Annotated in this window: 11 protein-coding genes and 1 pseudogene; 7 read left to right on the top strand and 5 right to left on the bottom strand. The window is 47.5% G+C overall.

Features of this window, described 5'->3' with window-relative positions; genetic code table 11:
* Window positions 1-6: 6 nt before the first annotated feature.
* Window positions 7-948 (bottom strand): glycosyltransferase, encoded by a 942-nt coding sequence (locus BM082_RS22155; RefSeq protein ID WP_017010225.1) that lies wholly within the window; start codon window positions 946-948, stop codon window positions 7-9.
* Between the two features lie 601 nt (window positions 949-1,549).
* Between BM082_RS22155 and BM082_RS22150 the strand changes: the two genes are divergently transcribed.
* Complete coding sequence (locus tag BM082_RS22150) at window positions 1,550-2,128, top strand: hypothetical protein (protein ID WP_017010226.1); 579 nt, start codon at window positions 1,550-1,552, stop codon at window positions 2,126-2,128.
* Between the two features lie 70 nt (window positions 2,129-2,198).
* On the opposite strand, the gene BM082_RS22145 is transcribed toward BM082_RS22150, so the two are convergent.
* Window positions 2,199-3,644 carry an ArnT family glycosyltransferase gene (locus BM082_RS22145; protein WP_074928662.1) on the bottom strand — a complete coding sequence of 482 codons (1,446 nt, stop codon included), beginning with the start codon at window positions 3,642-3,644 and terminating at the stop codon, window positions 2,199-2,201.
* Entirely contained in the window at window positions 3,641-4,714 is a 1,074-nt protein-coding gene (locus tag BM082_RS22140; protein ID WP_074928660.1) for a glycosyltransferase family 2 protein, read from the bottom strand. Before BM082_RS22140 ends, BM082_RS22145 begins: the two co-directional genes overlap by 4 nt.
* 125 nt (window positions 4,715-4,839) lie before the next feature.
* Here BM082_RS22140 and BM082_RS22135 point away from each other — a divergent pair, with 125 nt between their 5' ends.
* From BM082_RS22135 to BM082_RS22120, 4 genes are all read left to right on the top strand, one after another.
* Window positions 4,840-5,526, top strand: a complete 687-nt coding sequence (locus BM082_RS22135) for a response regulator transcription factor (protein WP_017014986.1) — start codon at window positions 4,840-4,842, stop codon at window positions 5,524-5,526.
* A complete protein-coding gene (locus tag BM082_RS22130) occupies window positions 5,523-6,794 on the top strand; it encodes a sensor histidine kinase (protein WP_074928657.1) in 1,272 nt (423 codons plus the stop codon). Before BM082_RS22135 ends, BM082_RS22130 begins: the two co-directional genes overlap by 4 nt.
* A 64-nt stretch (window positions 6,795-6,858) precedes the next feature.
* Window positions 6,859-7,233 carry a c-type cytochrome gene (locus tag BM082_RS22125; protein ID WP_017017410.1) on the top strand — a complete coding sequence of 125 codons (375 nt, stop codon included), beginning with the start codon at window positions 6,859-6,861 and terminating at the stop codon, window positions 7,231-7,233.
* A 769-nt stretch (window positions 7,234-8,002) separates the two neighbouring features.
* On the top strand, window positions 8,003-9,127 hold the full coding sequence (locus BM082_RS22120) for a DUF3541 domain-containing protein (RefSeq protein WP_017014983.1): 1,125 nt from the start codon (window positions 8,003-8,005) through the stop codon (window positions 9,125-9,127).
* A 90-nt stretch (window positions 9,128-9,217) separates the two neighbouring features.
* On the opposite strand, the gene yegD is transcribed toward BM082_RS22120, so the two are convergent.
* Window positions 9,218-10,570, bottom strand: a complete 1,353-nt coding sequence (gene yegD, locus BM082_RS22115) for a molecular chaperone (RefSeq protein WP_017014982.1) — start codon at window positions 10,568-10,570, stop codon at window positions 9,218-9,220.
* A gap of 513 nt (window positions 10,571-11,083) precedes the next feature.
* Here yegD and BM082_RS22110 point away from each other — a divergent pair.
* Both BM082_RS22110 and BM082_RS22105 read left to right on the top strand, forming a co-directional pair.
* Window positions 11,084-11,833, top strand: coding sequence for an HAD-IA family hydrolase (locus tag BM082_RS22110; protein WP_017014981.1), 750 nt, complete (start codon window positions 11,084-11,086; stop codon window positions 11,831-11,833).
* 198 nt (window positions 11,834-12,031) lie between these two features.
* Window positions 12,032-12,568 (top strand): DUF924 family protein, encoded by a 537-nt coding sequence (locus BM082_RS22105; protein WP_017014980.1) that lies wholly within the window; start codon window positions 12,032-12,034, stop codon window positions 12,566-12,568.
* Between the two features lie 75 nt (window positions 12,569-12,643).
* Here BM082_RS22105 and BM082_RS22100 read toward each other — a convergent pair.
* Window positions 12,644-12,962, bottom strand: a pseudogene (locus BM082_RS22100) (IS4 family transposase); the annotation flags it as partial.

Below are 12,962 nucleotides of genomic sequence, written 5' to 3'. Positions count from 1 at the left end.
ACTTCCTTATGTGTCAAGATCGGTATTCGTGATCGTTTTACGTGGTGACTTGAAAAGTTCAGGGTCAGCCATTGGATAATTAGGGCTACTTTTTAACACTTTAATAAGCTTATTCAATGGTAGATCATTGATCTCATGGTCTAAGTTGTAATAGCTGGTTTGCCAGATGTTGTATTTGCTATGAATCAGTTCGGCAGCACTTTTTGAACTTTCGCCAATGTCTTTCACTTCTTTTGGGTGAGGCCAATGGAAAGAAGCCATCGATTTATCCACGATAAACATATTGTTATTACGGAAGAGACGCACACCCAAGTCAACATCTTCTCCGCCCCAGCTATTAAAACGTTCATCAAACATACCTGCTTTAATGAGTTCTTCTCGCTCAGCAGAAACATGGCACGTCCAGAAGAGGTCGAACGGTGCTGGCCAGTCACTAATGTTGTGGCCCATATCATCATATTGAGCCTGGCGAATGTCATACATACCTTGTTGATCAAGTTCGCTCAAAATGGCGTCAACATTGTTTGGGCTGATAACAGATTCCATTTTCTTGACGCCTTCTTCATCAAGATCGAAGCCGTACACATAACCGACAATAGCGATAGGGTGAGTCGAGACTTTGTGGCGAAACAGGTGCTCTTCTAAACTGCCTGTTGCAAGTAAAACACCGGTATCGAGATAAACGATATATTTCCCTTCAGCAATAGCTGTGCCTACATTTCTAGCTTTACCAGCGCGAAAGCCTTTGTCTTCTTGCCAGAAATATTTAATGTTTAATTTATCAGAAAATGAACGTGTGACATCTTCAGAATTATCAATACCACCATCATCAATGACGATAACTTCGAACGATTCTAATGGTAATGTTTGCTCACATAATGCAGTTAATGTGTGGGAAAGCAGCGTTGAGCGATTATAAGTTGGGATGATAACGCTTAGTTCAATCATGGATATTATTCTCTTATTTCTTACAACTGACGGAAGGAATCATAAGAGAACTAAATTTTTAATCAATGTCACAAAATAACATTTTTTTTTAACCCAAACGTGACTTGAGTCGTCCTATTGTCTAGGCATCAAGGACTTAGGTGCGTTTTGTGTGATCTGAACAACCTCTTAAAATGCGAGTCATATCTTGTTTTAGTGCTTGAAATGTAATTGATTGTTATAACACTAAAGGTTTTTATATTCGTAGTATTTATGATTCCAATCATCTACTTCATTAATTATTATTTTTGTAAAGAGTGTTGATGTGTGAAAAATAATCACTATTAATGTCTTCTAATATCGATTAATTATTCTATTAATGAAGTAATCTGACCTATAATGTTATTAAAATATCGGAGATTTTGGTTGTTTTTTAAACAGTGACCGGGGCGTTTTATCTGTATTGATTTCTATTCTTAAAGGATGAAGCTGAGCGTAAGATAGTTCTTTCCCGTGTTGTGTCCTTAAAATTACAGCTTGTTGGTTGACCAAACAAGAATTCGTCGCCATGGTGGATGAGTGGCACGGCATTTTGATAGATGGGCGGAGACAGGAACATATTGTGAAAAAAACGGGCTTATTGGCGACCTCTGTGCTTATTTGTGCTTGTTCTTCAACGCTAGAAGAGTGGGTAACAATCAATGGCATTTCAGTCACGGGTGAAGGGGCGAACGATGTTAGCACGCAATGTCAAAACGCCATCCTAGCCAAAGTCGAGCGGGAAAATATCGACGCCACTCCCCAAGAATGGGCAGAAGCCATGGATGTATGTATGCTTTCAAATGGCCTTGTGCGTAAAGATGATCTCTACGAATACACGCCAATTTTGGTCGAGGCCACGGCACGTCGAATTAACAGCGATGTGCCTGTGATGGTGGATGATGTAACGCGGTTAGATTTGGTCGAGAATGATCGCCGCACACTGCGTTTCTATCACACCATTTTGGATGATTTGGTCGAAGACATTAACCTCGAACAATTCAATCATGTCGTGCCCAAAATTGTGGCGAAAAACAGCTGCAGTGTCCGTCCTACCGCTGTGTTGCTTGAGAATGACGTGGTCTTTCGCTACTTCTATTTCGATGCGGAGGGCGCAAAAATCTCTGACTTTGATGTCGATATTTCTGACTGCGAGCCATAATCGCCACAACTCGTCATCTTGATTTCCAGACCTCTCCACATTGTGAGCGTTTACTCATTCCACGATGTCGCTATCCGTTGTTCGGCACGCAATACAAAAGAACACGCTTTCCACTTTCCGCCCTCTGCTGGCATTGCGCTAACGACATATCAGTGCTGTCGTCTGAGTGCGTATGGGCGTGAACAATGAATGCGGGCTGTTCGAGGTCAGTGATGGTGCTTTGCAGATCCGTCGACACGCGTTTCGCTTTTCCATTCGAATAATATTGCGCCGAAAACGGGCGACTCCCAACATAGTAAAGATCGACGAAACGGGCTTCCGGTTGTTTCTCCCAAAGCGTCAGCAACGCGTTTTCCGCCGTTTTCCCAGTGAGGTTGAAATTCAAGGCGAGCGCAGCAAACAAGATCAGCACGGGCGTGGTTAAACCGGTTAAATACGCGCGAGTGTTGAGCGGGTTTTCTGACTGATACAAAGCAATCAGCAATGCAAAAGCAGGCAGCCCGGGTAAAACGTAGCTGGCGAGAATATTCCCCGCGAAGGTGAACAGCAGCAACGGCGACAGCATCCAACACCACAGGTACTGCGCATACGCATTCGTGACATTCTCTTTTCCTTGTCGAAAGCGTTTTAATAGCTGCCAGAAGAAAAAAGGCGTCCACGGCAGCGCCGCGATGGCGGCATATAACCAAATCGTGCCGCGCGGTTCGTTGTGCGCAGTGCCATACAAATCGCCTTCCCAGCCAGAAACCACAAAGCGCATGAAGTGCTCACCCACCAAGAAGTAATTCAAAAACCCCGGGGTTTTGAATTCTGCCAGCATGTACCAAGGCAGCGAAATAGCCAACATCAGCATAGTGCCGCTCACCCAAGGGAGTGCGTGTAGCACTCGTCGCCAGCGACCATCGAGTACTATCCAGCAACAGAGGCTGATACCAATCAATACCAGCGTGAGAGGGCCTTTGGCGAGCATGCCAATCGCAAGGCCAACGAAAAACAGGTAGCCCGCCAGTTTGGAATGGTGCTGAAACGCGAGCCAGAAACTCGCCATGCTGAGGGTGATGCCGAGCGCTAACGCAGTGTCGGTCATGACGGCGCCAGAAATGACAATGAACGCAGTGCTTGTCGCCAATACCGCGACTGACAGCATGGCTTCTTGCACAGACTTTCCTGCGTGAACGCAAAACTGATAGGTGATGGTCAATATAAGCATGCCCACAAAAAGATGCGGCACCCGAACGGCAAACTCATTGTTGCCAAACAAACCGATTCCTCCCGCACTTAGCCATGCAAATAAGGGCGGTTTTCCCCAGAAGGGCACATCGTAGTCGAACATGGGGGTGATCCAGTTTTGGGTTTCGAACATGATGCGCGCCATTTCGCCATACCGTGCTTCTGTCGTGTCCATGAGGGAGTACATCGGCAAAGTGATAAGGCGAATACCCAATGAAATGATCAGCGTGCTAAGGGCGAGTTGGGTCAACGATAGGCGTGAAACGAAGTGTCTTAAACGGTTCATGGTGTAGGGATCTCAGAAACAGGGGAAGTGGATGCTTTGGCAGTGTTTGAAGCCGATACAGGTGTGACCGTTGAGGCGTTAAAAGATGACGTTGCTGCTGCCTTGGTGAGTTGGGAATCCACCAAAAAGAGTGGGCGTTGTTTGGCTTCAATAAACAAACGGCCGAGGTATTCACCCAGCAAGCCAATGGAAAGCAACTGGACGCTGCCGAGTGTCAGTACGGTGAGCATCAGGCTGGGATACCCAGCAACGGGATCGCCCCATATGAGGGTTTTGAGTACGACGACCACAGCGATGCAAAGGGCACTGACCCCCGTGATTAATCCAGCATAAGTGGCGAGTCGAAGCGGCTTGGTGCTGAAAGAGGTAATGCCTTCCGCGGCGAGATTAAACAGCTGCGCGGTATTCCATTTGGTGGTGCCCGCGAAGCGAGCATCGCGGTCAAATTGAAGCACCGTGCGTTGAAAACCGGGCCACGCAAACAAGCCTTTCATAAAACGCGTGCGCTCGGGCAGGGCGTTGATGGTGTCCACAACGCGCCTATCTAACAGTCGGAAATCCCCAACGTTTTCAGGAATAGGCACGTCACTCAGTCGGTTCAACAGGGCATAGAACATACGCGCGGTGAATCGCTTGAATGCACTTTCGCCCAAGCGAGCTTTACGCTGCATATCCACAACGTCGTAGCCTGATTGCCAAGCTTCAATCATCTCGGGGATAAGCTCTGGCGGGTCTTGAAGGTCGGCATCCAACAATATGACAGCATTGCCTCGGGAGGCTTTTAATCCCGCAGACATCGCCGCTTCTTTACCAAAGTTCCGGCTGAGCCGAATCAAGCTGACATCATGGTGCGCGGCATCAAGTGCACTGGCAATGTTTGCACTGTCGTCCTTACTGCCATCGTCCACATAGATGATTTCACAGTGGGCGTTGAGTGTGTCGAGCGCAGACAAAATGCGCTGATGACACGCTGCAAGAACAGCTTGTTCGTTAAAAAATGGCACCACCACAGAAAGGTGCGGCGGGGTATCATAAGTTGGCTGAGCTGGGAAATATCGGATCACGGTCAAAATGGGCCCTCCTACGTCAGTGAGGGTCACATTACGAGGAGAGAAGTGAAAGAAAGGTCGTTCACTTTTTTTTTATGTTTTCTGTGCAAGAATAAAGAGGAATTCGGCAGCCAGGTTTAGTGAGAATGAAAATATTACTCGTTGAAGATCATGCAGATATTGCGGGTGTTATCTTCGATTACTTCGAATTGCTTGGTCACACCATGGACCATGCATTATCCGGCACTCAGGCCCTAAATCTGGTGGAAGATAATCATTATGACGTCGTCATTCTGGATGTCATGTTACCCAAAATGGACGGCATGACGGTGTGCAAAAAACTGCGTGAAAATGGCGTAGACACACCCGTGCTTATGCTCACTGCCATGGGAGAGCGAGAAGACATTCTCTCCGGCTTTGATCATGGCGCGGATGATTATTTGGTAAAGCCATTCGATTTGAAGATCCTGGAAGCACGGGTGTTGGCGTTAAATCGACGCCGCACGGGGCAAGTATCTGTCCGTGAACTGGTCTTTGGTGAACTTCGTCTGTCGCTGACGTCTCACGTTGCTGTGCGCCGTGAGTGCCAATTTACCCTTAACCCTTCGTTATTTACTGTGCTCAAATTGCTGATGGCACGTGCTCCGCTAGTAGTGACGAAAGAAGAGTTGGCCACCGCGTTATGGGGCGATGACGAACCCGAAGGCAACGTGTTGCGCAGCCATGTCTATCAACTCAGAAACCTCATTGATAAACCGTTTGAGTTTGGGTATATCCGCACCGTTCCGAAGATTGGTTATCAATTGGTCGATAAACCGAGTGGCGCAGAATGAGCAAGATTAAATCCGCAAAACAGCTGACGTTTACGTATTTTTCGATTGTGGCGTTTGCCATCATCACCATTCACTTTTCCGTGCTGGAAAGCACGGTGGAAAATCTCGAGCACTTTACGGCGCAGTATCGTTTGGAGTCGCTGGCTAACAGCTTAAATGAAGCCGATATCAACAGTGATATTGTGGTGCTCGACAATTTTTCGACCGCGTATATTGGCTATGGTGCGTTGCCCGATTCGCTCGAAATAAGCAAACAACTTGCGCTGAACAGTGCCGTAGAAATCTACAAAGCAGGGAGAGTTGATCAAGAAACGGATTACTTCGTGATGAAAACTACGGTCATGGTCAACGGCGAAATGTTGGATGCCTACATCGTTAATAACGATCCGATATTCGAGCTAAGTGAAGAGAAAACACTAAAATCGCAAGCCAATCAGCTGCTCTTGTCCTTTGGGTTACTGATTTTGAGTTTGCTGGTGGTGCTGAAAATTGCCTCTCGGTTAACCAAGCCCTATTCGTCGCTCGCTAACCAGTTGAGTGCGAAAACTGAAGGGGACTTGTCACCCCTGACATTGCCAGCAGCAGGTAAAACAGTCGAGCTGGTGACGCTGACGGAGAGCATCAATACCTATCAATCTCAAATCGCTGACATGTTAGAAAGAGAACGCGCGTTTAACCGTTTTGCGAGCCATGAATTACGCACTCCCCTCATGGTACTGCGCGGCAGTTTATCCCTACTTGAACACGCCAACGATCCCCAATTTGTTGATAAACAACGTGTGCGAATGACAACCGCAGTCGAAGCCATGCAAGACTATGTGGAAACCTTGCTATCACTGACGCGAGAGAAAGAAGATGCAGTCACACCGTGGCGACTAAACAGCGCCGAAATTGAGACCTTACTTTCACATTTTCAAATGTTGTTGGAAGAGAAAAACATCGAGGTGTTGGTCAATGTTGAACATGCGCCATGCTTGCGTGTGTCTCACAAGGCTGTTGGCATTTTAGTGGGAAACCTGATTAAGAATGCTTTCGTTTACACAGAGCAGGGGCAAATCACCATTCATGTCTCTTCAAACGCCATCGTGATTCAGGACACGGGGGTTGGCTTAGAGAGCAACAGTAAGGTGAATCAAGGGTACGGCTTGGGATTGGTGATTGCACAAGACATCGCACGAAAATATGGCTGGCAAATCGACTTAAAAGAGAATGACGCGGGGGGCTGCACCGCGAGCGTAACAGGGTTAGAAAACGAAGGGTTAAAGTAGCGCGTTGACATTTTTTTCACCTATCGTCTGGTTAACTAAACCTATCGATAAGGAGAGACGTATAATGAAAAAATTGTTAGGGATCACGCTGGGTGTTTTAGGGTTAGGGGTGATTGGCTTCATAGCGTTGGTCGCTTATGAAAACACGATCTACGGCGAAAGTGATGTAGCAAACGGCAAGCAAAAATATGTCCAAAACTGCCTTGTTTGCCACGGTGAGAGAGGGCAGGGTGATGGTTTAATCGCTGCAACACTGCCAAAAACGCCTGTGAATTTGCATAAGAAATTTGGTCGTTTGAACCCGGTGAAATCGGGGATAATTGGTGCAGTTCTTGACGGTCGTGATGGCGGAATGCCTGCGTTCGAAGGCGTGCTCACCAAAAACGACGTGAACGACATTATGGCGTATGTGTTGGTGCAAAACGGTGAGACAGATTAGTGCGTAATTTAAGCAATTAGACCTGCGCCGCACAAACCGAAGTGCCTGTCGATTCTGCTTTCTGGCTGTGTCATAAATAATGCATCGCTCAATAACACATACCTCTTCACTCCGTGTTTATTGGGCTCTTGGTTTCAATCAGCGATCCACTGCCTTTTAAGCTGATACATCCGCAAGTGACATCTCATTTGTGGTCAACCTTCGTCTAACTTGACGAACACCCGCCAGCACCGTTTTGGTGTTTAGCGACAGCAACACAGTCGCTGGTGGGTGCGTTTTTTCCTCGATTTACACCGTCTTTCAAATTTGACCCCATATCTCACTGCTTTTAACTATGCGCTAGCCCGCATTCTTCTGCAGATTTACACCGTAAATTTTCTTCCATCATCAGCGTGAAATGGGTGATGAGACACCGTGGTTGTAAGTGGTGGGCTATACCCAAACGAGTTGAAGATGACGGATTCAGCGAGATTGACTGGTGTTGTGATCGCGGCGTCCCTTTGTAGATGTAGTCACCTCCATCAAAAAGGGACAACAAAGAGCACGATGGCAGTCAACTCGCCCGTAGGGAGGCCCTCAATGCGCCCACTTCTTCGTTAGATGCCTCGGAAATGGGGTGACTATTCCTCGCGAAATTCGCCGCGAATTGAACGCACTGATGGCCTCTGGATACGAGCATCTTCAACTCGTTTGGGTATGTAACCTTGCAAACATTTGTTCGTCTCTTTACACAACTGGGCTAAGGTGAGGGCAAATTTGATGGGGTGTGATGATGAAAAAATGGCGTGTGTTACTAACAAGTGCTCTGGTGATGACGGCGCTAACGGCGTGTTCGTTGACTCCCCAATATCATGCTGACAGCACGGCGTTTGGGTCAGTTGTGCAGATGGCTGAAATCAATGATGCACGAGAGATCCGTGATATTTATGATCGCCAGTTAGGCGAATTGTCTCCGTATCAGCTTGGGCATTATGGGCTTCGTATGTACCGCCAGACTCAAGATGACTATTACAAAGGCGCGGTTTGGACGGACATGGCGCGGGTGGCGAGTCGTCTTAACGCATATGCGGCAGACATTGACAGTCAAGCGGATGTAGAACGACTTGGTAAAGTACGTCTGTCCCATTATGGATCTGGCGATTCTGAGCGAGATGCGTTGCGGCAGAAAGCGGGCACTGGACGTGAAGAATATTTGGTGCTTGGCGCTGGGCTGATAAGCAGCATGGCGCGTGCCAATGAATATGGTTTGGCACACATTGAAGATGAGAAACTTCGTGAGGTGCTCGGCTGGTATGACTTTAGTGTTTATGTTTCCAACCCTGAAATGATTCGAGCGTGGGCTGCGCAGCTGGCGAACCAAGTGTATTGGCTGAAGCAACTCGGTGAAGATGATCTGACGAAAACATTCGAGTCCGCGTTTCGCGAAACCTACCCAGACGGCGAGGATGCACAGCTCTCCACGCAGCAATTCAACAATAAATTGTATGGCATGACGCACATCATTCTCGCGGCATCAGAATACTACCGCGTGTCCGTGTCTGAATCAGATTACGCGTGGATCTATACGTATTACCGCGACAATATAGACACGATTTTAGCGCGCTCAAAGCCGGATGTGGTGGCTGAAATTGGTATCAGTTTTCTGTTGGCCGGGCTTGATGATGATCCTGTCGTCGAACGTGCACAAGCATACGTCAGAGAAGCCATTTCAGAACAGGCAGGCATCGTACCTTCTGTATCGGGTAGCGTCGATCTTGCCAAGGGTGAGCATCGCAATGTACTCGCCATCATGTTGCTTGATTGGCAAGGTGCGAATGCCGTGCCGATGGCGGGGCAGAAAAATGGCATTGTTTCATCTGTTCCCTGGGGGTTGGTACCGAAAGCGAAGCCCTAGTGGAATAATCGAAACCCATAAAAAAGAGAAGCAGGAAACCCTGCTTCTCTTTTTTGTATCCGGAAATCAGTTTGTGCTGATTAGTGGCTATTAGCGAAAGCAGTGCGCCGCATAACGCGCCAAACCTGACGTGACAGAGCCAAAATAGTCTCCCGCCACAATCGGTACACCGGGAAGGGTGTTTTCCAACAAGGCACGAAGAATCGGGGAACGCGCACTACCGCCTGTCATGAAGATCGCATCCGGTTTAGCGTCAGCTTGCGCAATGGCATCTTGCACTAGCTCAGCGATACGCATCACAGGGTTGCTGATCGCCTCTGCCAATTGGTCCGATTGAATCGAAATCGTCAGCGCTTCGTTGCTCAGTGGCAGCAAATGTTGGGTGCTGGTTTGCTCAGAGAGCGCAATTTTGGCTTCTTCTGCGCAACGAACAATTTGATACCCTAAGGTTTCTTGTTGCACTTTGAGTAAGCGCCTAATTTTCTCAGGTTCGCTTGCGTCTCGGATCAATTGTTCTAACACTCGGCGGTTGGCTGATGTGTAGAAATCCGATTGTGCTGCGACGTTGTTGATCGCAATCGGGTTCCAAAACTGCGTAACGGGCATGGCAATGCCGCGTTGCAACGTGCTGTCTTTGCCAAACAGTGGCATCAATTGCTCAAAGGCAAGATGGATATCGAGGTCATTACCGCCAATGCGACACCCCGAATGCGCGAGCAGTGATGAGCGACGATCTTCTAATCCGCGCCAGCTAGGGCCCATTTGGATTAAGCTGCAGTCTGTCGTACCGCCACCAATGTCGACCACAAGCACGGTTTTATCTTCGGTCAATGCACTTTCGTATTCCAAACCAGCGGCAACAGGTTCGAATTGGAACACCGTGTCTTTAAATCCTGCGCGTTTTGCTGCTGCAGTAAGAATCGATTCTGCTTGTTGGTTTGCACGTTCGCCGCCTATGCCTTGGAAGTTCACAGGGCGACCAATAACAGCACGTTCGATCTCTTGCTGTAGGCTTGCTTCGGCTTGTTGCTTGATGTTTGCCATCATGGCGCAAACCAGATCTTCGAAGAAGCTCACTTGCACATCACGTAAACCTGTTGCACCAAGAAACGACTTCGGTGACTTTACGTAATACACCTCTTCAGGATCTTCTAGGTAAGTTTCTAATGCAGAGCGACCAAAGCGTAAATCGCCAGGCTCTACATCGATGCCTTCTTCTCGGTTAAACGCGACGGCGCGACGCAATAATTGCTCGCCCGTGGTGTCAGCCGGTTTAATGTCGAAATGACGCCACAGATACTCACTGACCGCCTCACGCGTGGGCGCACAAAGCGTTGATGGAATGAAAGGGCTATCGCCTTCAAGGGGCAATAAGCGTGGCGCTTCGTTTTCTATCACGGCGACAGAACAGTTAGCCGTTCCGTAATCAAAACCGATAAACATCAAAAACTCTCCAGCGTCAAAAAGGTCGGACAGTTTACGCGATTACGTCGACAAGACAAGGCGATAAACCGTGCATGTATTTTTCAGTGTATGCGTTCAAATGGGTGGCGTGAGAGGGATGGGCCGTTGGTCTGCGATTGAATGATGTGAATCACACTCTTGCTCGTTTTTTTGTGTTCAATTTTTGCTTAAGAAAACTTTTTTCAAGTTTTTAATGATTTGAAATGTCGATGTAATTTACCGAATGGCAGCGGGCGAACGGTAAAGATCAATGAGATAAAAGACGTGCTGTAATGTCCGAGAATTTGCTTTTATCCGTACTCTGCTAAATTTGAATAGCGACAGGTTTCTCTCCGATTGCCGCCTTCGATTTTGCAATTAACCGCCGTCGTTTATCAGTCTAGAAACGCATTCTTGATCAACCGCTCTCTGATTGCTGGCTGGTGTAAGTCCCCCTAATTAACCTTAGATATGCGTGGGTCTGTGACCTCGTAAACGCAAGTTGGAGAGACAATGTTGTCAGTTGATGGTGTGAAAGCGGTATGTTTTGAGTTGGACGGTACGTTAGTGGATACCGCGGCAGATATTCGTTATGCCGCAGAAGAAATGCTCAAAGACATCGGGCTTCCCTGTTTGAATGCAGAGCATGTCAGCGATTGGATGGGCGATGGCACTGACAAGCTGATCCATCGCATTTTATCGCGTCAAATCGATGGGTCTGTGCCTGATCCTATTTTTCGTTTGGGCAGCGCTCTGTTTCTTAAGGCTTATCAGCGTCGTCAGCATGCAACAGCCACACTCTATGAGGGGGTCGAGTCGCTGCTTCGCCAACTCACACGAAAGAAAATTCCTGCAGTGTTGGTCACCAATCAATCTACCTTTCACGCTAACGAGATCCTGACAGTGTTGGGTATCCGCAATCATTTCACGTCAGTACTAGGCCGAGATGCCTTGCAAGAACCTAAACCTTCCCCTGATGGGTTGTTGGAAGCGGCTTTGTTGCTGGGGCTCAAACCCGAACAGTTGCTCATGGTGGGAGGGAGTGTGAATGATGTCAATGCGGCGCGTGCCGTTGGGTGCCCGGTGGTGTGCGTGAATTATGGTTACAACTACGGCGTCGATATTCGTTTTTCTGCGCCAGACAGCGTGGTGACATCCATTTCGGATATCGCAACGTGTTTTGACAGTGGTAAAAGCAAAGTGAATGCATCGCGTACTCGACATGCCGCGCGCAAGCTAAAATCTGTCAATGAGAAGAGATAAACGTCTTTTTTGTTGTTCATTTTGCCCTCTTTATTCATAAAAGATGAAAAGCACTTAACCTGAGTTCGTTAAGTGCTTTTGTTTGTCCTATAGTGCGAACGGGCAACACACTGAGTAATCACACTGAACTACAACACATAACAATGACGATTGCTCAGGTCGTGTATTGAATGATTATTAGTACTAGGGAGGGTACGCATGTATCGCAAAGTATTGACGTTCTGGTTTGAGGAATTGACGCCAAACGACTGGTTCTCTAAAAGTGAGGAGCTAGACAAGCAGATTGAGGCGCGTTTTGGCGATCTGCTGAAACAGGCGTCACGTGCAGAGCTATTTGATTGGCGAAGCTCAGCCAAAGGTCGCTTGGGAGAAATACTGGTACTGGATCAGTTTTCTCGAAATATATATCGAGATACACCAAAAGCATTTTCGCAAGATCCTCTGGCGTTGGCTTTGGCGCAAGAAGCAATCAACCTAGGCATTGAAAGAGAGCTGAGTGAAATAGAACGTACTTTTATGTACATGCCATACATGCACAGTGAATCCCAGAAAGTGCACAAAGATGCTATGCAGCTTTTCAATAGCCTTGAAGATAAACAGTCTTATGAATATGAGATTAAGCACAAAGAAATCATCGATCGCTTTGGCCGATACCCACACCGTAATGCCATTTTAGGCAGAGAATGTACTGAAGAAGAAACGGCGTTTTTAAAACAACCAGGCTCAGGCTTTTAGGTGTCTCGTAGCGCGGTTCTATAAATCGCAACAAGACCAATTTAAAAGAGGCGCATAATGCGTAATGCATGTGAATTAAGCTGAATTACGCCTTCTAGAAGGCCTAGTCGCATAGCGACTGGGCCTTTTCTTTACTGCTCTTGGATATGTCCTCTCCCTCCTCTCTGGAAGCACAAAGCTCTCTGCCATATCGAGGATATACCTGAGCACTTCTGGATATCTTCCGGGCGCGACTGCCGGGAGCATCTGCAACTGACTCACCAAAAATATCGATGCCTGCTTAAAACCTATTTGGTATGGCATTACCGTATTCAAGGAATACGCCATCTGGCACATCATAAAACGCAGCAGGTTGTAGGCAAGCAACATTCCCCAAAGCTCCTGCTTGACCAAC

The organism is Enterovibrio norvegicus DSM 15893, assembly GCF_900115495.1.
GTDB classification, from domain to species: Bacteria; Pseudomonadota; Gammaproteobacteria; order Enterobacterales; family Vibrionaceae; genus Enterovibrio; species Enterovibrio norvegicus.
The sequence above is the reverse complement of the archived record's forward strand: the minus strand, read 5'-3'. Positions and strand labels throughout refer to the sequence as shown.